This is a genomic window from Psychrobacter sp. CCUG 69069, from assembly GCF_021023115.1.
Taxonomy (GTDB): domain Bacteria; phylum Pseudomonadota; class Gammaproteobacteria; order Pseudomonadales; family Moraxellaceae; genus Psychrobacter; species Psychrobacter namhaensis.
In genome coordinates this window covers 147,186-171,119 of sequence record NZ_QQAI01000003.1, presented here as the reverse complement: position 1 = coordinate 171,119, position 23,934 = coordinate 147,186, and the positions used below count along the sequence as shown (strand labels likewise).

Genomic DNA, 23,934 nt, shown 5'->3' with positions numbered 1-23,934 from the left:
TTCAGTGGTGTATATTATACATAGTATTTTTTTCATTGCAAGCGCAATATAGGGGGCGGTGCAACACCCTACCCTGTTGAACGGCGCTATCCATAAACAGAGAGGCAACTTGCACACATAAACAGTGAGTTACGCCATCAGTCCAAAACAATATCATACTGCTCTTGGGTGTACAGGTTTTCTACATCAAAAGTAATGACCCTACCTAATAAGTACTCTAAGTCTGCCACGGTGTCGGACTCCGACGTTAACAGTAAATCAATAACCGCCGCATGAGCGACGACAGTGAATTTCTTAGGGGAGTTATACGTACGGGCACAGCGCATGATCTCACGAAATATCTCAAAACAGACGGTTTCTGCGGTTTTTACGAATCCGCGGCCTTGGCAGGTCGAGCATGGCTCACAAAGCTGCTGCCCTAAAGACTCGCGCGTGCGTTTACGTGTCATTTCTACTAACCCAAGCTCACTTACTTGCGTGATTTTGGTTTTGGCATAATCTTGTGCCAGCTGCGCTTGCAAACTCTCAAGTACATCGTCTTTATGCTGTTGTTCCAGCATATCGATAAAGTCTAAGATAATAATGCCGCCTAGATTGCGCAGACGCAACTGCCGAGCGATAGCGTGAGTGGCTTCTAAGTTGGTTTTATAGACCGTGTCTTCTAATGAGCGGCCGCCAACAAAGGAGCCCGTATTGACATCAATGGTGGTCATCGCTTCAGTTTGATCAATAATCAGATAACCACCAGACTTTAGATCCACGCGGCGTTTTAGGGCGTCACGTAAGTCGTCTTCGACACGGTGTACGTCAAATAACGACTGCTCTGCAGTGTAATGTACGATTCGATCGTACACAAAAGGCACAAACTCTTTGGCAAAGTACCTTACTTGCTCATAAACTTGCGTATTATCGATGATGACTTTTTCGGTATCGGCGTGTACTAAATCACGAATGGAGCGCAGTGGCAGTGATAGCTCTTGATAGATCAACTCTGAGCTTTGATGATGGTTGATCTCTTGACGGCGCGCACAAATGGTACGCCAAAGCTGTAACAAGTAATAAATATCTTCTTCTAGCTTATCGACAGGAACACGCTCTGCTGCCGTACGAGCAATGAGACCGCCTTTTAGATTGACCGTTTGCATCAAGCTACTCAGCTCAGTCTTTAAACGCGTACGCTCCTCTTCCCCATCAATTCGCTGTGATATACCAATGTGTTCACTGGAGGGTAGATAAACCAAATAACGCGATGGTAGCGATATGTTGGTGGTCAAGCGAGCGCCTTTGCTACCCAATTGGTCTTTGGTCACTTGTACTAAAATACGCTGGCTTTCGTGCAAGCGGTGCTGGATAAGGGTTTTAGTTACCGGTACAACGTCAGTACTTTGGGCACTGACCACAGGAGGCGTGACCGCCAAACTGTCGGCTGAGTCATCTAGCACGCCACCGTCTTTATTAATATCTGTGTCAGTCTCTTTCTTGGTCGCTTGGGTCGCTTTATTTTTGCTTTCTGCGACTGGGCGCGGCTCACGCTGCATATCATTGACATGTAGAAACGCTGTCCGCGACTGGCCAATATCCACAAACGCCGCCTGCATACCAGGTAAGACACGCACGACTGTCCCCAGATAGATATTACCAACCAGACCCAGTTTATGATGACGTTCAATATAAATTTCGCCCAAGATGCCGTTGTCTAACACCGCGACACGGGATTCCATTGGACTAATATTAATCAGCAGCTCTTCGGACATAATGTTTTTCTCTTATCTCTCAGCTTTCTTATTAGGCGTTTATCGCCTATTAGCTTTACAGTGTAACAAATACGACTTACTCTTGCCCATGACCCTACCGTGTCATTATGTGCAAAAGCTTAGCAACCAATCTGTGATCAATTGATAGCTTTTGCCTTCATCTGTCTTATCTCTTTACCTATCGCTGACGTCTGTGAGGCTTTTGATCAATGCCAGCGTTTGTGCAAGTGGCAAGCCCACGACATTGGTATAGCTGCCATTGATACGACTGACCCATGCCGCCCCCAAACCCTGAATGCCATAACCACCCGCTTTGTCAGTAGGCTCGCCACTATTCCAGTAGTCGCTCATCATTGCTGGCGTCAGCGGGATGAAACGCACTTCTGTACGCTCAGTGATTTGTTGTTGATTGACTATCTGATACGCTGGCTCGTTACTCGCTGTGTTGGCACTATTTGGAAGTAACGCTATTTGGGTTGCCTGAACCGCCGTCCATACTTGGTGGACGCTGTCCGACATTTGCTGCCACATACTATAAGCGTGTTCACGATCGACGGGTTTAACCAGTATGGTTTGACCATCTGCTAGTACCCCGATAGTGTCGGCAGTTAAGACAATAAGGTGGTGAGCACGAGTGTCTTTGTTTGTTTTAAAGGCTTCATTTAGCTGCTGTATCGCAGCCTCAGCTTTCATGGCAACCATACGCTCAATATAGTCTTTTGGCGACTCATTATCATATTGCGTTTCATCGATATCCACGCGCAATACACTAAAATCCAGCTGCGCTCTTGCGAGCAGCTCTCGACGCCGCGGCGAACCAGACACTAAAATGATATCCATCGCTATTCTCTTACCCTATAGATTGTGTGTTTTTCATTTTGATTTTTTGTAGGCTGGCACGCCAAAACAGGCCATTCATGACAGTGATTGCCGTCACCACCAGCGCGATAGGAGCAGCCTTACTTAACGCACAAATTTTCGTAACGCTAATAGCACCAATGGCCAGCTGATGATACTCATCAACAAGGATAAGGCGGACTTTGCAACAAAGGTATTTTGGATAGCCATCTGTAATATCCATAGGTTTAACTGGAACACAATCAACCCTAGGCTCGCTATGAGCCACGCACTGATGGTATTTAGTTGTCTAACATAGATACTGCTGATTTTGATCACAAGAGCGACCACCACCGCAGCAAAGGCTTGCTCGCCTAAATGGGTGTCCAGCAATAGATCGGCAATAAGACCAATGGTAAATGCCGTGAAGATACCCACATAACGCGGCTGAAATAACAACCAAAAAATCAGCACCATGATCATAATCATAGGCCGCAATGTCGCCATACTAGGACTTAACGGATACACATTAAGCGATGATGCAATGACAAAACTTATAATAATCATAGCAATCAGTAGTACCTTTGCATTCTCAGAATCAGGATACGACATGGGTACTTACCTTAGCAAATGGGCGGGCTGCTGCTATAAAAGCATGATTGAGCGTTGATGATAGGATACATGCGCTAGATGAGAGCGATGACAGTCATGTTACTTTGCGCTAGGGGCGACACGTAACGCCAATGGCGCTTATTCATTAGCCGCAAGCGTATTTTTATTTATCAGCTTGTCTTGGAGCACCAATACATAAGCATTATCGATAAAGTTTGCCGCTGGCGTCACTTCTATGCTTCTAAAGTTGGCGGCTTGGGCATCTTTAATATGCGCGATGCGGCCAACCCGATAACCTGCAGGGATACGCCCGCCCAATCCTGACGAAACCAGCTCATCCCCCACACGCACGTCTGAGGTTTTGAATACATAGTCGAGGCTTAAGGCGGTTGGTATTCCCTGCCCTGTCACGATAGCACGTTGGCCTGTGCGTTTCACAGTGACCGCCACTGATTGCTGTTCATCAGTAATAAGTAGTAAACGGCTGGTGTTGGGATAGACATTAATGATCTGTCCTAGGATACCGTCTTCATCAATGACCGTTTGTCCAACCTGTACGCCATCTTGCATACCCTTATTAAGCACCACAATTTGTCTGAGTAAATTGGTATCTGTACCAATGACTTGAGCCAGATTAAGATCAAATTGCTCAGGTTTGGTGGTGGACAAAATACCTTGCAGCCGGGCATTTTGAGCCAAGATATAATCTTGCTGCTGCAGTTTGGCTTGTGCGTGAATAAGTTGTGATTTTAGCTGGATGTTTTCGCGGCGTATTGCTTCTTTAGATTGCAGGCTACCACTCGCCCAATGCTTAGCATAGCTTGGCAACAATGATAGCTCATAGATAGGCTGCATAGCGGCATGGCTGCTATTACGTAATGGTTTAAACCAGTCTGAGTTTTTGCTATCAAACCACATCAGTATCAAGGCTGCTATCAGTACAATAGCAGTCTTACGAAGTGACAACGGCTGGCGCGCAAAAATACTTGGGGTCATAAGTCTTTTAACTCAGGAGTTATAAAATAATCAGTAGCCAGTACTGGGTATAATGACTATCCGTTTACTAACACAGTTAGCGTTGCACATAGCTTACTCACAGTCGAGCGCAGCACTATGTACAGACAGAAATGGCTTCTCACGTTTGCCAATGTAATTAAAGGCAGCGCAACTGGCTACCTTTAATTTTATGCTTTTTTAACCAGATATTTTACGCTTACTGTAAGCGAGCGCACGAGTACTATAACAATACAGTACGCTCAACTAAAACAGACTACACAAAAATCATGTTCAAGCTTTTGTTATTGATAAAATCAAGCGCAATACCACCACCACGGCTGACGCAAGTTAGCGGATCTTCAGCCACAGTCACAGGTAGTCCCGTTTCTCTTGAGATTAACTTGTCCAAGTCACGTAGTAGCGCGCCGCCGCCCGTCAAGACAATACCACGCTCTGCAATATCTGATGACAGCTCAGGCGGGGTTTGCTCAAGTGCGGCTTTTACGGCACTAACGATACCACTCAATGGGTCACTCAGCGCTTTTTGTACTTCTTCTGAATTGACCGTAAAGGTTTTTGGTACGCCTTCTGCCATGCTACGACCACGAACTTCTACTTCAAGCTGGCTGTCTTCATTGAGTGCAGAGCCGACTTCTTGCTTGATACGCTCAGCCGTCGTCTCACCAATCACGCAGCCATGGGTACGGCGAACGTGTGTAATGATGGCTTCATCAAACATATCACCGCCAATACGAATCGACTCAGCGTAGACACAACCAGATAGCGCGATCACCGCAATCTCAGTCGTACCACCACCAATATCAACCACCATAGAACCGCTCGCCTCATGCACCGGCATACCCGCACCAATTGCTGCCGCCATTGGCTCTTCTAGCAACAGTACTTTACTCGCGCCTGCTGATGAGACCGCCTCACGAATCGCTTTACGCTCAACCAGAGTAGACTTACAAGGCACACAAACCACCACATTAGGCTGGGCCATAAAACGCTTGGCTTTTACCTTACCAATAAAATGCTTAAGCATTTTCTGCGTCACTTCAAAATCAGCAATCACGCCGTCTTTTAGTGGACGAATAGCCGTAATATTGGCAGGCGTACGACCAAGCATCTGCTTCGCATCGATACCAACAGCTGCAACGGTAGGGTTCTGAGTACGATTACTTCGTAGCGCGACCACCGTAGGCTCGTCAAGCACGACGCCTTTATTAGGAATAAAAATGAGGGTGTTCGCAGTACCGAGGTCGATAGCGATATTATTTGATAAAAATCCAAACAGGTTCATGACTAATATATCCAGCGTCTTACGAATGAGGCGAATGAGATTGACTGAGGGGTTACTCGTCAGTGTTGAGCAGGTCGTCGATAGACATTACTTATCGCGAAAATTGAACATCGCAACAAGTCAAACCTAAGCAATAATGATGAAATGACAAAACTGAGCTAAATTATACCGATTTAGCTCAAAAAAAACACAGATATTTGCATCAGTAAGTCAGGATTTTGGTCTTAAACGCTAAAAGTTGTTACAAAGTTTGAAATAGCAGCCATTGCCATTCAACTGAATGAAACATCATTTAATTCAATAACTAACAAGGTTCTACAGGCAGATGAGAGTTTTGCTTTACAGCAGGTGCATACTGTAACGTATTTCAGAACGGAATGGGTGGGCAATTAAGAATCAATCGTGAATTATACGGTCAATTTTACAAATCCTTCTGTCTTGGCTGATATTGTGCATCAATCTAGCGTCATGCTCTGTAAACTTGGGTCAGATGCTTTATAATAAGCCAACTGTATATAAGACTTTATTTTCATACTAACCTGTTTTATTTTTTGTCTTTGCTTGTCTTAGTATTCAATGGTCTTAGCGTTCACCTACTATTACCTTTAACAAAAAATGTCCTTAACTGGAGAAATCATGTCACAGCAACCAACACCCTCTGACAGTAACGTCAGCCGTGAAGAAATCCTAGACATTGCTAACCTTGCCCGCTTAGGTATCGATGAAAGTACGGCCGATAGCTACGCCGATGACATCAGTAAAGTATTAAAGCTGATGTACACCCTTGGCAACGTTGATACGGCGGGCGTTAAACCATTAGCAAACATCCATGAAGCCTGCCAAGAATTGCGTGCTGACGTCGCCAAACACGATATCAACCGCGCGCGTAATCAGTCGGTTGCACCTGCGGTCGAAGACGGCTTATATTTGGTACCACAAGTGATTGAATAGGCCGCTTTCGCTATTTTTGCCTTTATCTCACTTTATTAATGCTATTAACACTTTGACGGACGACACCTTATGTCTGAACTTCATCTATTAAGTACCCAGCAGCTTATCACTGGCTTACAAGACAAACAATTTAGCAGCGTGGAATTAACTGAACACTACATCAAACGTATAGACGCGCTAGACAGCAAGATCAACAGCTTTATCACTCACACCTCTGAGACGGCACGCGCCCAAGCAAAAGCGGCAGACGAGATGCGCGCACAAGGCGATCAGCGCCCATTATTAGGCGTGCCCATGGCGCATAAAGACATCTTTTGTACCCAAGGCGTGCTGACCACTTGTGGCTCTAAAATGCTACACAATTTTATTTCGCCTTACGATGCCACGATCGTCTCTAACATCGATAAAGCTGGGATGATCAGTTTAGGTAAGCTCAATATGGATGAGTTTGCGATGGGCTCGGACAATAGCAGCTCTTATTATGGCACGGTGCAAAACCCTTGGAACCTAGAGCGCGTTCCTGGTGGCTCATCAGGTGGTAGTGCTGCCGCCGTTGCCGCAGGTTTTGTCCCTGTAGCCACAGGTAGTGATACGGGTGGCTCCATTCGTCAACCTGCCTCATTTTGCGGTTTGACAGGGATCAAACCAACTTATGGCCGCGTATCACGCTTTGGCATGATTGCTTATGCCTCCAGTCTCGACCAAGCCGGTAGCATGGGACGCAGCGCCAAAGACTGCGCCTATCTATTGCAACCAATGATCGGCCATGACCCACGCGATGCGACATCAATCAAACACGATATTCCTGATTACGTGCAAGACCTTAACGACGCAGAAGCAAGCGCTGGTGACAAACCATTTGCCGGTCTGCGGATAGGCTTTGCCAAAGAATACTTTAGTAAAGGGCTCGACAGCGAAGTCGAGCAAGCGGTACGGGCGGCACTTAAAAAATATGAAGAGCTGGGCGCCACCATTGTAGAAGTAAACATTACCGATCCTGAGGTTACGCTTGCGACTTATTATATGCTAGCACCGGCAGAAGCCTCATCGAACCTATCACGCTTCGATGGCGTGCGCTTTGGCTATCGCTGTGAAAACCCAACCGATCTTATCGATCTGTACACGCGCTCACGCTCTGAAGGCTTTGGCCCTGAGGTACAGCGCCGTATTTTGACAGGCACTTATGCGCTGTCTGCGGGTTACTTTGATGCTTATTACACCAAAGCACAAAAAGTACGCCGTTTAATCGTTCGCGACTTTGATGAAGCGTTTGCCAGCTGTGATGTGATTGCTAGTCCAACCGCGCCCACGGCGGCTTATAAACTCAGTGAAAACCTCGACCCTGCAACAATGTACCTAGGTGATGTTTATACTATTGCGGTTAACTTAGCTGGCCTGCCTGCGATCAGTCAACCAGTTGGCTTGACGTCAGAAGGTCTACCGATTGGCTTGCAGTTGATTGGTCAGTATTGGCAAGAAAGTAAGCTACTGTCTACGGCCCACCTGTTTCAGCAACACACAGACCATCATCTGCAACACTCTACTATCGCCAAGGAGACGGTATAATGAACACAGCAACGACAACTGACAACAATGCCGTCCGTAAAGAGCTATTTGTCGATGGTTATGAAGTGGTTATCGGTATCGAGATCCACTGCCAGCTCAATACTGAAAGTAAAATATTCTCAAGCGCGCCCACTGATTTTGGTCATGAGCCAAACAGCCAAGCCAGTATCGTTGATTTAGGTCTGCCGGGTGTACTGCCCGTTCTAAACAGCGGCGTGGTTGATCGCGCTCTAAAGTTCGGCATTGGCGTTAATGCCGAGCTGGGTCTGTACAACACTTTTGACCGCAAAAACTACTTTTATCCTGACTTACCAAAAGGCTATCAAATCACCCAGATGGCCAATCCTATCGTAGGCGTTGGCTACATCGATGTTGTGGTCAATGAAGGCGAAAAAAACGAATATCCGAAACGCATGGGTATCACCCGCGCGCATTTAGAAGAAGATGCGGGTAAATCTGTCCATGATGCCATCGATGGCATGACTGGCGTCGATCTCAACCGTGCTGGTACGCCGCTGATCGAGATCGTATCCGAGCCAGACATGCGCTCAGCCCATGAAGCGCTTGCTTATATCAAAGCCATTCATCAGCTGGTCACGTGGCTTGGTATCTCAGATGCGGTGATGGCCGAAGGGTCTTTCCGCTGTGACTGTAACGTCTCTGTGCGTAAGCCTGGCGATGAGCTTGGTACGCGTACTGAGCTAAAAAATCTGAACTCGTTCCGCTTTATCGAACGCGCGATCAATCGTGAAATTGAGCGTCAAATCGATATCATCGAGGACGGCGGTAAAGTCGTCCAAGCAACGATGCTATATGACCCAGAACGCGATGAAACTCGCACCATGCGTACCAAGGAAGATGCCAACGATTATCGTTACTTTCCTGATCCTGACCTGCTGCCTGTCCACATTGAGCAGCATACGGTTGATGCGATTAAAGCGGCCATGCCCGAGCTACCTGTTGCGCGTCGTGCACGCTTTGAAGAGGCGCTTGGGCTGTCAGAGTATGACGCTCGCATCTTAACTGGTAGCCGCCAGCTTGCCGATTACTTTGAAGATGTCGTCGCTGATGTGGGTGAAACGCACGCAAAAATGGCGGGTAACTGGGTAATGGGTGAGCTACTGGGCGCCCTCAATAAAGACGACACAGACATCATTGATGCGCCTATCAGTGCCAAGCAGCTCGCAGGACTGCTCAAACGTATCAATGATGACACGCTGTCTGGTAAGATGGCCAAAAAGGTCTTCACTGCACTATATGAGAGAGAAGGCGGCGACGCTGACGATGCAGCAGACAAGATCATCAAAGAAAAAGGCCTCAAGCAAGAAACCGACACGGGTGCTATTAAGACAATCGTTGAAGAGGTTATCGCTAAAAATCAAGCGATGGTCGAAGAGTATCGCGGCGGTAAAGAAAAAGCCTTTAATGGTCTGGTCGGTCAAGTTATGAAAGCCAGCCGTGGTAGTGCTAACCCGCAGCAAGTCAATCAAATCCTAAAAGAGCTATTGGGTTAAGGTTGTCGGCTTATCGGTTAGGCTGACTATTATAGGTAAAACGCTGTTGTATCTTTTGCCAAAGACAAATAGCCCTTGCAATATGCATAATTTTGCGTAAAATAGTCAGTCATTCGGGGCGTAGCGCAGTCTGGTAGCGCACTACACTGGGGGTGTAGTGGTCGCAGGTTCAAATCCTGCCGTTCCGACCAAACATAGTAGTAACAAGAAAAGCCAATCATTGATTTTCAATGGTTGGCTTTTTTTTGGAATCAATTTAAATATATTTCTAGAATTGAAACACAATAGCAGATACTCACCATAACTAGACTTTTATTAGGTGAGCAGTTAGGGTAAATGCTTGCCCATTATGATGACTTATCCTATTCCTATGTCCGAGCCTATTGCCAAGCCTGTCTCTGCGCTTACAGATGACGCACCTTGGGAGCGTTACCGACGTCCTTATGTGCGTGACTTGGCATATGTGCTGGCGTGCCCCAATGTCTTGACGACGTGGCTGGACTTTGCGCCGCATCAAAATACGCATAAGGTTGAAGTACATAGTGCAAGCTTCTGGCAAGCACAGTTTGCAGCGTACCAACAGCGTTTAGAAGAGCTTGACACCACCACTGCCTACCAGACGCTCACTCGCTATTTACTCAAGCGCCCCAGTCCCAATCGCTTGGGCTTTCACTTTGAAGGATTATTATCATTTTGGCTAGAGGATGGTTTTGCGCGTCAGTTGCATCCATACGAAACGTTGGCTAACAACGTGCAACTGTACAACGGCAAACAGACAACCGGCGAGCTTGATTTGATTTTATACAATCATGAAGAGCAGCTTGTCGAGCATTGGGAGCTGGCCATTAAGTTTTTTATGGGCTCAGCCCCGTTTGAACCTGTGAACTGGGTAGGTATTAATTCCAATGACAATCTACAGCGTAAAATAACCCATATGCAAACCAAGCAATTTCGAGCGGTGTGGGTAGATACTGAGGATCGAGGTCAAATCAAAATTGATAAGCGTTATGGCGTTATAAAAGGACGGTTCTTTTTACCTATAAACACCAAACACTTTGGCCGCTATGATTGGCCTACTTGGCTCACACCAAGCTTTCCGCTACATGAATGGTGTGATAAGAATGATACGGTTAACCTCGCTACGATTGATACGACCATATTACGAGCTGCACACTATATTGAATGGTTTAGCAAACGCCGCTTTTACGATCGCGATGATGGACATCCATCGCCACTCACATGCTCTGATAACGAGTCACTCAAAACAGGATTGTACTTTGAAGGTGATAGACCCATCGTTATTTATCCCCATCAGCGCGGCCAAGCTCACGATAGTTTTTAATGCAAACTCGTAAAACCATCAATACGTTTCAATCACTTGCATCAGCTCATACCTGAGCATATCCGCACTGGGCATACGCTCAGCGTGAAAACGGACGATGGCAATGCCTGCACTCGCAAGGGCTTTATCTTTTTTGTCATCAGCCTTTTGCCGCGCTTTACTACTGTGCGTCCAATCATCCAGCTCAATCGCCACTAGCGTGGTCTGTGCGTCAACATCCACGATCACATAATCGACGCTCTGACGGCAGATGCGGTTAAACCAAAAGCTACGCTCGGATGTCTCATTACTATTGGCTTCAATGATTCGCGACAGCTGAACTTGCACAAAGATGTGATATTCCGGCAGGGCGTTTTTGAGCTTATTAAAAAAAATCACTTCCGTATCGGTCATGATGGGCATTGGCGCAAACGGCCAAATCGCCAGCTCATCGCCGCGAACTGGCTTTGGGTCCGGCTCAATGCTTTGACGTTTTGATAACAGCTTGGGTAACGTAATCAGCCCTAAAAATCCAACGGCCAATATTAAAAATATAACGCCAAATGACATGGTTTTACCTTATACAATATGAGAGTGAGCAGCTAGACGTCACGACCTTATTAAGATCACTAACTATTAAGATCACTAACTGATCAACCGATCACAACAGGGCAGCCCTTGTAGGCTGACAGGTTATATAAAAAGAGAGAATAAAAATGCTGCTCATCGTAACCAAACACGCGCCAATCAGCAAACTATAAAACAAAAAACACGACAGTAGATGTCGTGTTTTGATAGTTAGGAAATAAAAAGTCAGACCAACCTCACAAAAGCGCTCCTATTTATCTAAATATAAGCCTTTGATGAAAATTGCCGCATCTGTACTTTAGCGCCAGTAAAGCACCCAAGCGTTGGTCGTATTGACTTTAGGATCGCTATTAATCTTATCTTTTAGGGCTAGTGCGGCCACTTTACCGCGCTCAGGCCCCACGATTACTCGGACACCGCGACTGGTAGGACTGGTCTTCACTTGATAGCCCGCAGCTTGGAGTTTTTTTGCTAGTGCGTCTGCTTTGGCCTGATTATCTGCTAACGCCACTTGCACCCCAAAGCTACCTTTGGCATCCGTTTCTCTCGCTTCTTTGCGTGCCTCGCTGAGTTTTTGCTGGGCATCACGCTTAGCATCGGCAGATTTCTTTGCCAGCGCTTCTTCTCGTTGACGTTTTTCTTCACGTGCTTGCTCAGCCGCCGCTGCTTCACGCTCTAGACGTTGCACTTGATCACGCGACGGAATAGTTATGTTTTGGCCCAGCTGTAGTGAGGTAGACGGTGAGATATTATTTGCTTGAGCCAAAACTTCAACTGGCATGTTGTATTGCCTAGCCAGTTTAATGAGCCCATCCCCTCTTTTGACTTGATACTCAGAAGGCGATTTTGGTGGCTCGTTTTTAGCGGCCTCCGCGGCCTCTTTTTTTCTCTCAGCCGCAGCTTGTGCGTCAGCTTGTCTCTTTGCTTCTGCTTGTTTTTTACTTTCTGCTAGTTTTTCAGCAGCGGCTTTTTCTTGTTTTGCTTCAGCCTGTTGCTTTTCATCTGCCTGCTTTTTCGCTTTGGCTTCTTTCACTGCATCGTCGGCTGCTTTAACCAACTTCTCAGCATCTTGCACTTCCTTACTTTTGACACTCTTTTCCGTGTTTTTTTCCTCTGCTGAACTGTCACTCTGCTCACTTACCGCAGCGATGTTTTCGACATACTGCTGACTTTCTGCCCGAGCTTTTGCTAATGCTTGCGCTTCAGCAATCTCTTGCTCTGTTAAGAACTGCTGAGCACGCCTTTCTTGCTCGGCAACGCGAGCGGCACGTTCTCTTTGTTTTTGCGCGAGGATACGTTTTTCAGTCTCAATATCAGTCGTCAGTGGCTGCGGCGACTCTTGCTCGGTATCTGGCTTCTCTATCATCGCTGACGTTGGCGCAGGTTTATTGCTATCACCAATCTGTTGTACCATTGCGTATAGCATCACGCTACCGCCTATAATCATCCCAATGCCCAATAAGGCTTGTCTCGAAAAGTTCATCCGTTTACGTCTCTTAGTTGGTAATAAGGTTGATTGAGCGCCGCAGCTATCGTCTCAAAACTATACTATAGATAGCTTAAATCTGTAGTAACGGCCGGCCGTCGGTCACGTCTATTCGTTCGCAGAATTTATACCGACTTTCTAATACCAGTCTGCTAAATCACTTTGATTATAAAGCATATTTTTCATGCTGTCTGCCATCATCCTATCACTAAAATTGACATGAAATAGCGGCTGCTTTAACTTAACTTACGCTACCTCAAGAGCAGCCAGTGCCTCTCCAATCGTGTGAAAAGAGCCACAGACCACGATGAGATCTTGTGGTTGACTGGCGTTTATCACCGCCTGTGTCGCTGCCTGCAAACCATCAAACTCATGTATCTGAGCGCCATCCACATACTCAGCTAAGATACTTTGCAGACGCTCAGTACTTGCGGCACGCGGATAGTCAATTTCAGCGATAAACCAGTCGCTAATTGGCAAGCCTGCTGTGGTCAAACACTGCACGACTTTATTGATGTCTTTATCGCCTAGCATTGAAAACAGCATTTTTATCTTTGGCGGCGCGATATGAGCGTGGCGGTTGTGCTTGTTTTGTTCTACTAAGTGCTGCTGCCAAAAAGGCAACAACTGCGCCAGTAAAAACTCAACGCCTTGTTCGTTATGCGCCACGTCCAATAGCCAATGACGACCTTGCACTTCACGGTAATCAAAGCGACCGGCTAACTTGACCGTTTGTAACGCTTGCTCAATCGCATGAGTGTCTACATTTAACGAACTTGCCAATACTGCTGACAGCGCGTTGACGGTGTTGGTCAGTGACAGTGCTGGCCGTGGTAGTTGCATCGTGACAGCGGCATTACTATACTGCCACGTTTTTGCGTCGATTTCGCGGTAACTAAAATCTTGCCCAAACTGATAGCAAGTCGCTTGATGCTTATTGATGGCTTGCTGCACACTATCTGGCATCGCTGTCGTACCGTAAATTAAGGGAATACCTTCACGTAAGATACCTGCTTTCTCGCGACCGATGTCTTCAACATTGTCGCCTAGCCAATCGACATGATCGATGCCAATGTTGGTAATCACCGCCATGTCAGGATCGATGATATTCACCACATCTAAACGGCCACCCAAGCCTACTTCTAACACCCAAACATCACAATCCGCTTCAGCAAATATCAGTAATGCTGCCAGCGTCGTCATCTCAAAAAACGATAGGGTCAACGCGCATTCTAACCGTGCCGACTCTACTTTGCTAAAGGCATCAATTAACGTCTGATCACTGACCATCTCGCCATTGATACGCACGCGCTCATTAAAAACACTCAGGTGCGGCGACTGATACAGAGCGGTTTTATAACCGGCAGCTTGACACATCTGTGCGATAGCGGCGGTGGTTGACCCTTTGCCGTTGGTACCTGCCACCGTAAATACGTAGGCGTCATCCTTCGCTGATTGTACGACACCTAGCGATTCAGCGACTGGCAATACTCGCGATAAACCCATGTCGATCGCAGAGACATGTATCTGCTGCATATAATCAAGCCACTCAGTTAGACTGGCCTTGTTATTGGGGCTATGAGTACGAGAAGTTAAAGAATCAGACATGGACAAAACCTATATAAAAATTTTGATAAAAGCTCAAATTTGATAAAAGCTTAAAATAGTATAACGAGCTAAATAACAATAAAAAATAGCATTTACCGTAATTGACGATAAATGCTATTCGTTAGTGTTACCTATGCGGTAGATATTAGCACGACAAGAAACCGTTATACATACCGTAATAGACGCTTTTATCTACTGAGCGTCAACATTCGGTACAGAGCATAACTTGGCCAATAGACGGTAAATCGTGTCTATCAATTGATGACGATGCACCACTTCATCAACCACGCCATGCTCTAACAAAAACTCTGCCCGTTGGAACGGCTCTTCTAACGTCTCACGGACGGTTTGTTCAATCACGCGCTTGCCAGCAAAGCCGATCATCGCTTTTGGTTCTGCCAAGTGAATATCGCCGATCATGGCCAAAGAAGCCGTCACACCACCATAAACAGGGTTGGTCAATACCACAATATAAGGTATGCCAGCTAAGCGCAAGCGTTCAATGGCAGCGGCTGTGCGAGCCATTTGCATTAATGACAGCAGACCTTCTTGCATACGGGCACCGCCTGAGGCTGCAAAGCACACTAAAGGGACTTTGTCTTCAAGGGCTTTTTCGGCCGCTTGGACAAAACGATCGCCAACCACTGACCCCATAGAGCCACCCATAAAACGGAAATCAAATGCACAAGTAACCACATCTAGATTGCGCAATTTGCCATGCATCACAATCAGTGCTTCACTCTCGCCTGTTTTCTCTTGTGCTTCCGTCATACGCTGTGGATAGGGTTTGCTGTCCACAAAACTTAGCGGATCTTTGGCGGTAAACTCTTGCCCAAGCTCCCCATCTACTTGATCGAGTAGCCAGTTTAAGCGTTCACGAGCACTCATCGGTAAATGATGGTCACAATGTGGGCACACATAACAGTTAAAAATCAGCGCCGTATTGGTAATCATGGAGTGGCAACTGCTACATTCCGTTGACGGTTCGGTCTCGACCGCAGTCAATGGTGCCGTCAGCTGTTGCTTGATCCCTGGTATCGGGCGATTAAACCATGATTGTCCAGCCGTCTTGTTATTTTGCTCAAGGTTAGCAGCACTATCGTTGTTAGAATCGGGTCTTGTCATCGTATCAGTCATATTATTCGCCATTATCAAAGGCTTATCGGCAAGTTGGCTCATTCACTTGTCCCTAAGAGTAGATTTAAGAGTCACATACAGTCATAACATGAGCAGTTATAAGGCACACTTACGTGCAACTGTAACAATTTATATGTGAGGTTAGTTTACACACGTAAACTAACTTTAGCAAAGTCATTTGCCCCTGTCTTTATAAACAATGTGATGACACCTTAACTTAGCTATTGATACTCTAAAAAAATAAGGCCGCATACTCATATAATCTGAAAGTTAAGCACTTAAACTATCGAGTGCCGCCCGCAGCTCGTCCATCTTAGTCATGATCTTTTGCTGAGCGCTTGCGACAGCATTAGCATCGTTAGCATCTATATCAGCAAAGTTCTGTACCAAGGCACTCCCTACGATCACGCCGTCTGCATGAGTACCAATCGCTTTGGCCGAAGCGGCATCACGAATACCAAAGCCCACACACACTGGCAAATCTGTCTTTGCCTTAATCGCTTGCACTTGGGTTGCCACATCATCCGTATCTAGCGTGGCTGAGCCTGTCACGCCTTTTAAAGACACATAATAAATATAGCCGCCGCAATGGGTCAATACTTGCTCACGGCGCTCAGGCAAAGTCGTTGGCGATAGTAAGAAAATCTCATTCATCGAATGTTCAGTCAAATGCTGGGTAAAGCTGCCCGCCTCTGCTGGTGGTAAATCCACCATCAAGATACCATCGACGCCTGACTGCTCACATAAGGCGACAAAGTTATCATAACCGATAATCTCCACTGGATTGAGATAACCCATCAGGATAATTGGCGTCTGCGTGTCTGTTTGACGGAACTCTGCGACCATTTTTAGGGCATCACGGGTACTGGTCCCTGCTGCTAACGCGCGCTCGCCCGCCAACGCGACGACTGGACCATCTGCCATTGGATCAGAGAACGGCAAGCCAAGCTCGATCATATCCGCGCCATGCATAACCAAATCATGGAGCAAGTCTACGGTCGTCGTAGGATTGGGGTCACCTGCCATCACATAAGGAATGAGGGCTTTTTTGTTTTGTGCTTTTAAGGTTTTAAACGTGCTTTCAATTCTGGTCATAGGAGTCTCTTAATTCATATAAATTAGCTTACTTGCTTGCCCCTTTATTAACTAACAAAGGGCGCTAAGCAATTTTTCTTATAAGCAATAGATTGGATAAGCGTGCAAAAGTAGTCGCTGCTACAGCTCAATCCCTTCCGCCTTCATCACTGAATGCAAGTCTTTATCACCGCGACCTGACATATTCACGATAATGGTCTGATCAGGTGTCATCGTCTTAGCCAGCTTTAAGGCATAAGCGACTGCGTGAGCTGATTCAAGTGCAGGAATGATGCCTTCTTTGCGCGTGGACTCATGAAAGCCTTCTAGTGATTCTTTATCAGTACAGCCAACGTATTCAACGCGCTTCATGTCCTTTAAGAAGCTGTGCTCAGGGCCGACACCGGGGTAATCGAGTCCCGCTGAGATAGAATGCGTCTCTTGAATTTGGCCGTCATCATCTGCCATCAGGTAGGTACGGTTGCCGTGTAGCACGCCGATACGACCAGCAGCCAGTGGCGCGGAATGACGACCTGACTCAATGCCATCACCCGTTGCTTCAACGCCATACATTTTAACGTCGGGGTCGTTTAGGAAGTCAAAGAACAAACCAATGGCGTTAGAGCCCCCGCCGACACAAGCGACTAGGGCATCCGGTAATTTACCCGTTTTTTCTAAATGCTGAATACGCGCTTCTTTACCGATAATCGCTTGAAAATCACGAACCAGTAGCGGATAAGGATGGGGGCCTGCAACCGTACCGATAATGTAATAAGTGCTATCGACATTGGTGACCCAGTCGCGCATCGCTTCGTTCATGGCGTCTTTTAGAGTGCGTGAACCAGAAGTCACGGGTACTACTTTTGCGCCAAGCAAGCGCATACGATAGACGTTCATCTTTTGACGCTCAACATCGTCCGCGCCCATATAGACGATACACTCTAGACCCAAACGCGCAGCAATCGTCGCCGTCGCCACACCATGCTGTCCTGCGCCCGTCTCAGCGATGATACGTTTTTTGCCACACATTTTGGCAAGCAGTGCTTGGCCGATGGTGTTATTTACCTTGTGGGCACCTGTATGGTTGAGATCTTCACGCTTAAAGTAAATTTGCGCGCCGCCAATCTCATCGCTCAAGCGTTTGGCATGGTACAGCGGTGTAGGGCGACCGACATAATTGACCAAATCATTGTGATACTCTTCCCAAAACGCAGGATCGGCTTTGACTTTGGTATAGAGCGTCTCTAGCTCTTCAAGCGCGGCCATCAAGGTTTCGGAGACGAAACGACCACCGTGTACGCCAAAATGTCCGCGCGTATCCGGATATTGATTGAAGTCGGGTACGTCTGTTGGATTGGTAAAAGTATTGACAGACTGCGCAGTGGCAGATAGATCTTTGTTCGTGACATGACTCATGATAATTCCTACTGTAATAAGTGGTATTTTTTAGTATAAATATGGGGGAAAACGGTTTGAGGAGCTGGCTAGGTAACGGTCATACAAAGCTAGCTACTCAGGTTCGAAGGTTCGCTAAGCGTCTCATTTTGCCATCGAGCGCGTTTGACTGCCTTCATAAAGGCGCGCATTTTGGCGGTGTCTTTTTTGCCTTTATCCTGCTCGATACCACCGCTGACATCAACTGCATAAATAGGTAGCTCTAAAGTCGCCGCGACATTTTCGGCATTGAGTCCACCCGCTAAGATAATGGGTAGCGCGCTGTCCTTTGGTATCAAGCTCCAATCGAAACGTGCGCCAGTACCACCATATTTATGCTGATGATACGCATCGAGTAAAATACTGCTCGCCCCTGCTGCGGCAAACTGATCAATCTGGGCGCGCACGCTAGCCGTGGTATGCTGATCAGCATTGATACGCAGCGCTTTCATCCAGCGCTTATTGACCTTGCTTGCCAGCTGCTCACACTGCTCAGGCGTCTCATCGCCATGAAATTGAATGAGATCAAAAGGCACTTGATTGGCCAAATCAACCAGTTCATCCTCAGGCATATTAACCACTAACGCCACCACATTCACAAAAGCAGGCACGGCCGCGCTTAGCGTCTTTGCTTGCGTAAGCGTGACAGCACGCGGACTTGGTGGGTAAAACACCAAGCCGACCGCATCCACACCCAATTGTACAGCAGTATGAATATCACTAAGCTGGGTAAAACCGCAAAACTTAACGTGCATGACATGACCTTAAATAAGAAACTTAGCATGACAGGGTTAAACGGACTCGCGAAAAATGCCAATCGCTAGCGCTACCAAGTAAATATGATAATTTTTTAATCAGATGGCAAATCCATTGCATCCAAAAACTTATCCTAGCATACTTTTATTCCTAATTTTGTTTATGATTGACATAAGGCGACTTGAATGTCTAAGACCGCGTCAGCAACGGCTAACCACACTGATAGCAACGCTAAAAATACGAGCGTAAATCCGCCCCATTATTTGATGTGGTTTCGTCGGGATCTGCGAATTCATGATAATACCGCCCTAGCGGCTTTGTGTGAGCGGGCAAACGCAGACAACGCTCAGCTCAGCGCGGTGTTTTTTCTAACGCCCGCTCAGTGGCAAGCCCATGACATGTCACTTGTACAGGTTGACCATATCGCTCGTACCTTACCGCTACTTGCACAACACCTACAAGAGCAATTAAAGATCACTCTAATAGTGCAGGTTTGTCCCAGTTTTTCGGAGTGTATAGATGCGCTAACTACCTTATGTAAGGACAATGCCATCAGCTGCATCATGGCCAATCACGAGTACGAAGGCAATGAAATCAACCGTGACGAACAATTAAACGAGCGACTGACAAAAGACGATATCGAATTCGTCCGTTGGCATGACCAATGTATCTTGCCACCGCAAAGCATTACCACCAATGACGATAGCATGTATCAAGTATTTACCCCGTTTTATAAAAAATGGCGGCAGACGTTGGACGTAAGCGATCTACAACTACATACAGCAGCAGGGGTAAATGAGAAACAAAACGATGAGTTAACATTAGCAAAAAACAGTGCAAGCTCTGTTAAGGAGATAGAAAATCTCGGTAGAGAGATCATGAATGACTACCAAAAAACACTGCAAAGTACGGAAGCATTACAGCATGTCAATATGGAAGCACAGCTCACTCAGGCAAGAGATGCTTATCCTGCTGGTGAGGCCACTGCTTGCCAGCGGTTAGAGGAGTTTGCTGCTGAAGATATCAATGATTACGATGTGAGTCGCGATATGCCTAGCCTACAGGCAACCAGTCAACTATCTGCCTATCTCACGATAGGGGCAATCAGCCCCAGACTTTGCTATGTTCAAGCAAGCAAAGTACAAGAAAAGCTTCACGGTAATGATGGCGACAATGACGATATCAACCGCTGGATCAGCGAGCTTGCGTGGCGAGATTTTTATCGTCATGTACTGGTCGATAAGCCAGCACTAATCCGCCACCAAGCCTACAAGGATGAAACGGACAAACAAATTAATTGGTCATACCATGAGGAGAGTTTTAAAGCCTGGTGTGTGGGAAAAACGGGTGTGCCACTGGTCGATGCTGCCATGCGCTGTCTCAATGCGACAGGCTTTATGCACAATCGCCTGCGGATGGTCACAGCGATGTTTTTGACTAAAGATTTGCTCATTGACTGGCGCTTGGGTGAGCGCTATTTTATGCAGCAGCTCATCGATGGTGACTTTGCGTCCAACAATGGCGGCTGGCAATGGAGCGCCTCGACTGGTACGGATTCTGCGCCCTATTTCCGCATTATGAACCCCTTTAGCCAAGCTAAGACGCACGATGCTAACGGGGCGTTTATCAAGACGTGGCTACCTGAACTAAAGAGCATCCCTACCAATGTCTTGCATTCAGAAGACAAACTCCGCAAGGCGCTCAGTAAAGGAGGACAATTTGCCGACCTTGACTACCCTGTGCCCATGGTCGAGCATAAAAAAGCACGCCAGCTTGCCATCGCAGAATTTAAAAAATAACAATTAATTTAAACAAGTACGATTAGCCGTGTTAACTACATATAGGTTTAACCATTTGCCGACACGGTCAGTGGCATTTGGCACGCCCCTGCGCCCTGAGTGGTCACTGTTACCACAGCTCCTGTCAAAGCAAACAGCTGCTGCAGTTGCGTTTGCGCGTTTTGTAGCGCCATATTCATTACGTCTCCTCGGCAAGCACGTTCTAGGACTTCTTTTTTGGCCATACTTTGTGCTTGTGCTAAGATTTTTGGATCGACTTGCATCAGGCCAAAAGCGCCCGTTTGCCAATCATAAATCTCAATATCATCCAAATACACGGAAAATATCTCTGAGGGCGGTAAGGTAATACTGATTTTTGGCATGGTTGAGGCTGGTGTATTGGTATTAGCTACCTGCTCCCCCTCTACATCAGTGTTAGCCTCAGCAGGCGGTACTACCTGTACCATCTCAGGTGTCAACGTACTTAAGTCAATACCCGCTTCTACCCGCCCACGAGCGATAAACAAGCCTTTTTGTTCATCTTGCCACAGCTTCATCCAGCTACCGGGACGTTCGCTTGTAATCACGGTATCGACACTAAACGCAACGGTGTGCAAACGATTAAGCTGCTGGATTTGCGTGACCACACCCTCGCGAGTGATGGTTTCTATGGGCTCTTCTTCTGTTAGATTCTGCGCACTATAAATAGCAAAAACAATCGCGGCCAAACCAATGAGCAAAATAACCCATGACATCGTGGCTATCGGTTTTTTCGCTTGCGGACTTCTCCCCTTGGGCTTAATAGGAGAGCGATCATCAGGATTGTTCATATAGGCCACCTCAATACTTCATCATTTATACTGTATCGTTTATACCGTTTACTTCTATAAATTACATGACAAACATCGGTCTATAATATAAATGCTATTTTTGCGCCTTCACTTCAAGTTATGGCTACTAATATGCTACATAAGCCCCAATCCTCTTAGCTCTTCAAAATTCGCTGTTACTGACTGTAAACACGCTTAAAACCAGCAAACAGTGCCATTATGGCTGCCCCAGCTGAGACTTTAACGCCCGTTCGGTCTGAAAAAACAAAAAGTCATTGCGTCTTAGACAAACTTTACCTAACATAGTCAGATTGCATGGATAAAATGTCGGCATAGGTATACTTATCAGGATTTTAGCCTGAAATTACCCATTCAACCGCTCGATATATTGATATGTCAATCATAACTTTCCCTCTTTTATAAGAGCGGTTTACTTATGTGCTTTTTTACAAGCATTTTAGTCTCTAGGACACACCCTAGATTATTGCTAAGTGATAAAGGTAAGCTTGCGGCGGCCATGAAACGATTAGCCATACGCTCAACATCCTACTATTTCTTATTTTTTTATCGTTGATAAGGTTACGCTTTATTTATGAAAGCCAGTCAATTTTTATTTGCCACACTAAAAGAAACCCCAAGTGATGCCGACATCGCCTCAAGCCAGTTGATGGTGCGGGCCGGCCTCATTCGCAAAATCGCTTCTGGGTTATATATTTGGTTGCCCATGGGGCTGCGCGTCTTACAAAAAGTCGAACGTATTGTTCGTGAAGAGATGCAAAATGTCGGCGCGCAAGAAGTGTTGATGCCCATGACTCAACCTGCAGAGCTTTGGCAGACGACGGGACGTTTTGACGATTACGGTCCTGAGCTATTGCGCTTTAAAGACCGTCATGATCGTGACTTCGTGCTTGGTCCCACTCACGAAGAGGTTATCACCAATCTTGCTCAAGGTGAGCTACGTAGCTATAAGCAGCTGCCGATAACTTTCTTTCAAATTCAAGGCAAGTTCCGTGATGAGATTCGTCCGCGCTTTGGGGTGATGCGTGCTCGCGAGTTCACCATGAAAGACGCCTATTCGTTCCATCTTGATCAAGCATCATTGGCTAAGACTTATCATGACATGTATGACGCCTATACCCGCATCTTTACCCGCTTGGGTTTGGATTTCCGCGCGGTACAAGCAGACACAGGCTCTATCGGCGGTTTTGCCTCACATGAGTTTCATGTGTTGGCGGACAGCGGCGAAGATGACATTGCCTTCTCTGACTCATCTGACTATGCAGCCAACGTTGAGCTGGCGGAGTCTGTGAGCACAGCTGAGCGTCAGCCGCCTAGAGTGGAGCGTGAAGACGTCTTAACAGAAGGCATGACCAGCTGTAAAATGGTTGCTGAGCATTTAGATATCCCACTCGCGACCACGGTTAAAACTTTGATCGTACATGGTCATACCGAAGCCGATGAGCCACAACTGATCGCTGTCGTATTGCGCGGTGACCATCAGCTCAACACCATCAAGGCTGAGAAAATCGAAGAAGCCAACGTACCATTAACACTCGCCTCAGATGAAGAGCTAAAGGCAGCTGGCCTGCATAAAGGCTACATTGGTGTTGACTTAGACATGCCTGTGTTCGTTGATCGCTCGGCCGCTGCCTTGTCAGACTTTGTCTGCGGTGCTAATGAAGTCAATAAGCATACAATCGGTATGAACTGGGCGCGCGACACGCGCATTACTCGCATCGTTGATGTGCGTAATGTACAAGAAGGCGACCCTTCTCCCGATGGTAAAGGCAGCCTAAAAATCAAACGCGGTATCGAAGTGGGTCACATTTTCCAGTTGGGTGATAAGTACTCACAAGCGATGAACTGTACGGTATCGGGTGAAGACGGCAAGCCCGTCACTCTCATGATGGGCTGTTATGGTATTGGCGTCAGCCGTATTATTGCCGCTGCCATCGAGCAAAACAACGATGAAAACGGGATCATGTGGCCAACCACGCCGACCGTTGAGGACTCTATTGCGCCTTTTGAAGTGGCCATCATACCGATGAAGTCAAAAGAAGAAACGGTCATGCAAACGGCAACGGCACTCTATGAAGAGCTAAAAGCTCAAGGTGTCAATGTGCTACTTGACGATCGTAATGAGCGCCCAGGCGTTAAGTTTGCAGATCTAGAATTGATTGGTATTCCGCATCGTATTGTCGTCTCTGACCGCAATCTGGCAGAAGACAAGTACGAGTACGTCAATCGCCGCGAAACCGAGAAGCAAATGCTAAGCCGTGAAGACGTATTGGCAAAAGTTAGCGGTAAGTAGCCCTTTTAATACAGACTGCTCAAGCAAAAGCGCCTATTTCACTGAAGAGATAGGCGCTTTTTTATTAATAAAGCTGAT

The 23,934-nt window shown here is 46.6% G+C and carries 19 protein-coding genes and 1 tRNA gene; 7 read left to right on the top strand and 13 right to left on the bottom strand.

The genetic code is table 11. The annotated features are described in order from the left end of the window. Positions 1-137: 137 nt before the first annotated feature. From DVY93_RS03800 to DVY93_RS03780, 5 genes are all read right to left on the bottom strand, one after another. Positions 138-1,754 carry an Rne/Rng family ribonuclease gene (locus DVY93_RS03800; RefSeq protein WP_230709220.1) on the bottom strand — a complete coding sequence of 539 codons (1,617 nt, stop codon included), beginning with the start codon at positions 1,752-1,754 and terminating at the stop codon, positions 138-140. A 174-nt stretch (positions 1,755-1,928) separates the two neighbouring features. Further along, positions 1,929-2,594 carry a Maf family protein gene (locus DVY93_RS03795; protein WP_230709218.1) on the bottom strand — a complete coding sequence of 222 codons (666 nt, stop codon included), beginning with the start codon at positions 2,592-2,594 and terminating at the stop codon, positions 1,929-1,931. Between the two features lie 123 nt (positions 2,595-2,717). Then, entirely contained in the window at positions 2,718-3,203 is a 486-nt protein-coding gene (mreD, locus tag DVY93_RS03790) for a rod shape-determining protein MreD (protein WP_198335030.1), read from the bottom strand. Between the two features lie 138 nt (positions 3,204-3,341). Beyond that, positions 3,342-4,199 (bottom strand): rod shape-determining protein MreC, encoded by an 858-nt coding sequence (gene mreC, locus DVY93_RS03785; RefSeq protein ID WP_230709217.1) that lies wholly within the window; start codon positions 4,197-4,199, stop codon positions 3,342-3,344. A 274-nt stretch (positions 4,200-4,473) separates the two neighbouring features. Beyond that, a complete protein-coding gene (locus tag DVY93_RS03780; protein ID WP_198335038.1) occupies positions 4,474-5,511 on the bottom strand; it encodes a rod shape-determining protein in 1,038 nt (345 codons plus the stop codon). Between the two features lie 627 nt (positions 5,512-6,138). Between DVY93_RS03780 and gatC the strand changes: the two genes are divergently transcribed. The 5 genes from gatC (at position 6,139) to DVY93_RS03755 (ending at position 10,875) form a co-directional block, all read left to right on the top strand. Beyond that, entirely contained in the window at positions 6,139-6,453 is a 315-nt protein-coding gene (gatC, locus tag DVY93_RS03775; RefSeq protein ID WP_230709215.1) for an Asp-tRNA(Asn)/Glu-tRNA(Gln) amidotransferase subunit GatC, read from the top strand. Between the two features lie 69 nt (positions 6,454-6,522). After that, positions 6,523-8,019, top strand: coding sequence for an Asp-tRNA(Asn)/Glu-tRNA(Gln) amidotransferase subunit GatA (gatA, locus tag DVY93_RS03770; RefSeq protein WP_230709213.1), 1,497 nt, complete (start codon positions 6,523-6,525; stop codon positions 8,017-8,019). Further along, the gene (gatB, locus tag DVY93_RS03765; protein ID WP_230709210.1) at positions 8,019-9,533 is read left to right on the top strand and encodes an Asp-tRNA(Asn)/Glu-tRNA(Gln) amidotransferase subunit GatB; all 1,515 of its coding nucleotides are present in this window, start codon (positions 8,019-8,021) and stop codon (positions 9,531-9,533) included. Before gatA ends, gatB begins: the two co-directional genes overlap by 1 nt. A 114-nt stretch (positions 9,534-9,647) precedes the next feature. Beyond that, positions 9,648-9,724, top strand: a tRNA-Pro gene (locus DVY93_RS03760). 158 nt (positions 9,725-9,882) lie between these two features. Further along, the gene (locus tag DVY93_RS03755; RefSeq protein WP_230709208.1) at positions 9,883-10,875 is read left to right on the top strand and encodes a DUF1853 family protein; all 993 of its coding nucleotides are present in this window, start codon (positions 9,883-9,885) and stop codon (positions 10,873-10,875) included. Between the two features lie 18 nt (positions 10,876-10,893). Here DVY93_RS03755 and DVY93_RS03750 read toward each other — a convergent pair whose 3' ends face one another. From DVY93_RS03750 to DVY93_RS03720, 7 genes are all read right to left on the bottom strand, one after another. Further along, a complete protein-coding gene (locus DVY93_RS03750) occupies positions 10,894-11,424 on the bottom strand; it encodes a DUF2726 domain-containing protein (protein WP_193006058.1) in 531 nt (176 codons plus the stop codon). 316 nt (positions 11,425-11,740) lie between these two features. Further along, positions 11,741-12,925, bottom strand: coding sequence for a LysM peptidoglycan-binding domain-containing protein (locus DVY93_RS03745; protein WP_230709207.1), 1,185 nt, complete (start codon positions 12,923-12,925; stop codon positions 11,741-11,743). A 249-nt stretch (positions 12,926-13,174) separates the two neighbouring features. Further along, entirely contained in the window at positions 13,175-14,536 is a 1,362-nt protein-coding gene (folC, locus tag DVY93_RS03740) for a bifunctional tetrahydrofolate synthase/dihydrofolate synthase (RefSeq protein ID WP_230709202.1), read from the bottom strand. A gap of 192 nt (positions 14,537-14,728) precedes the next feature. Beyond that, a complete protein-coding gene (gene accD, locus DVY93_RS03735; RefSeq protein ID WP_230709258.1) occupies positions 14,729-15,685 on the bottom strand; it encodes an acetyl-CoA carboxylase, carboxyltransferase subunit beta in 957 nt (318 codons plus the stop codon). 258 nt (positions 15,686-15,943) lie between these two features. Further along, positions 15,944-16,768 (bottom strand): tryptophan synthase subunit alpha, encoded by an 825-nt coding sequence (gene trpA / locus DVY93_RS03730; RefSeq protein ID WP_230709199.1) that lies wholly within the window; start codon positions 16,766-16,768, stop codon positions 15,944-15,946. Positions 16,769-16,888: 120 nt separating this feature from the next. Then, positions 16,889-18,163 (bottom strand): tryptophan synthase subunit beta, encoded by a 1,275-nt coding sequence (trpB, locus tag DVY93_RS03725; RefSeq protein ID WP_230709193.1) that lies wholly within the window; start codon positions 18,161-18,163, stop codon positions 16,889-16,891. A gap of 89 nt (positions 18,164-18,252) precedes the next feature. Further along, positions 18,253-18,936 carry a phosphoribosylanthranilate isomerase gene (locus DVY93_RS03720; RefSeq protein ID WP_230709190.1) on the bottom strand — a complete coding sequence of 228 codons (684 nt, stop codon included), beginning with the start codon at positions 18,934-18,936 and terminating at the stop codon, positions 18,253-18,255. A gap of 186 nt (positions 18,937-19,122) precedes the next feature. On the opposite strand from DVY93_RS03720, the gene DVY93_RS03715 reads away from it, so the two are divergent. Beyond that, a complete protein-coding gene (locus tag DVY93_RS03715) occupies positions 19,123-20,736 on the top strand; it encodes a cryptochrome/photolyase family protein (protein ID WP_230709188.1) in 1,614 nt (537 codons plus the stop codon). Between the two features lie 47 nt (positions 20,737-20,783). On the opposite strand, the gene DVY93_RS03710 is transcribed toward DVY93_RS03715, so the two are convergent. Next, positions 20,784-21,545 (bottom strand): DUF4230 domain-containing protein, encoded by a 762-nt coding sequence (locus tag DVY93_RS03710; RefSeq protein WP_230709186.1) that lies wholly within the window; start codon positions 21,543-21,545, stop codon positions 20,784-20,786. 592 nt (positions 21,546-22,137) lie between these two features. Between DVY93_RS03710 and DVY93_RS03705 the strand changes: the two genes are divergently transcribed. Beyond that, the gene (locus DVY93_RS03705) at positions 22,138-23,856 is read left to right on the top strand and encodes a proline--tRNA ligase (protein ID WP_230709185.1); all 1,719 of its coding nucleotides are present in this window, start codon (positions 22,138-22,140) and stop codon (positions 23,854-23,856) included. The last annotated feature ends 78 nt before the right edge of the window (positions 23,857-23,934 follow it).

What these genes read in the sequence shown, in the direction of transcription:
- DVY93_RS03800 (WP_230709220.1), bottom strand. Translation starts at nt 1,754, where the DNA reads ATGTCCGAAGAGCTGCTGATTAATATTAGTCCAATGGAATCCCGTGTC.
- DVY93_RS03795 (WP_230709218.1), bottom strand. Translation starts at nt 2,594, where the DNA reads ATGGATATCATTTTAGTGTCTGGTTCGCCGCGGCGTCGAGAGCTGCTC.
- mreD (WP_198335030.1), bottom strand. Translation starts at nt 3,203, where the DNA reads ATGTCGTATCCTGATTCTGAGAATGCAAAGGTACTACTGATTGCTATG.
- mreC (WP_230709217.1), bottom strand. Translation starts at nt 4,199, where the DNA reads ATGACCCCAAGTATTTTTGCGCGCCAGCCGTTGTCACTTCGTAAGACT.
- gatC (WP_230709215.1), top strand. Translation starts at nt 6,139, where the DNA reads ATGTCACAGCAACCAACACCCTCTGACAGTAACGTCAGCCGTGAAGAA.
- gatA (WP_230709213.1), top strand. Translation starts at nt 6,523, where the DNA reads ATGTCTGAACTTCATCTATTAAGTACCCAGCAGCTTATCACTGGCTTA.
- gatB (WP_230709210.1), top strand. Translation starts at nt 8,019, where the DNA reads ATGAACACAGCAACGACAACTGACAACAATGCCGTCCGTAAAGAGCTA.
- DVY93_RS03755 (WP_230709208.1), top strand. Translation starts at nt 9,883, where the DNA reads ATGATGACTTATCCTATTCCTATGTCCGAGCCTATTGCCAAGCCTGTC.
- DVY93_RS03750 (WP_193006058.1), bottom strand. Translation starts at nt 11,424, where the DNA reads ATGTCATTTGGCGTTATATTTTTAATATTGGCCGTTGGATTTTTAGGG.
- DVY93_RS03745 (WP_230709207.1), bottom strand. Translation starts at nt 12,925, where the DNA reads ATGAACTTTTCGAGACAAGCCTTATTGGGCATTGGGATGATTATAGGC.
- folC (WP_230709202.1), bottom strand. Translation starts at nt 14,536, where the DNA reads ATGTCTGATTCTTTAACTTCTCGTACTCATAGCCCCAATAACAAGGCC.
- accD (WP_230709258.1), bottom strand. Translation starts at nt 15,685, where the DNA reads ATGGCGAATAATATGACTGATACGATGACAAGACCCGATTCTAACAAC.
- trpA (WP_230709199.1), bottom strand. Translation starts at nt 16,768, where the DNA reads ATGACCAGAATTGAAAGCACGTTTAAAACCTTAAAAGCACAAAACAAA.
- trpB (WP_230709193.1), bottom strand. Translation starts at nt 18,163, where the DNA reads ATGAGTCATGTCACGAACAAAGATCTATCTGCCACTGCGCAGTCTGTC.
- DVY93_RS03720 (WP_230709190.1), bottom strand. Translation starts at nt 18,936, where the DNA reads ATGCACGTTAAGTTTTGCGGTTTTACCCAGCTTAGTGATATTCATACT.
- DVY93_RS03715 (WP_230709188.1), top strand. Translation starts at nt 19,123, where the DNA reads ATGTCTAAGACCGCGTCAGCAACGGCTAACCACACTGATAGCAACGCT.
- DVY93_RS03710 (WP_230709186.1), bottom strand. Translation starts at nt 21,545, where the DNA reads ATGAACAATCCTGATGATCGCTCTCCTATTAAGCCCAAGGGGAGAAGT.
- DVY93_RS03705 (WP_230709185.1), top strand. Translation starts at nt 22,138, where the DNA reads ATGAAAGCCAGTCAATTTTTATTTGCCACACTAAAAGAAACCCCAAGT.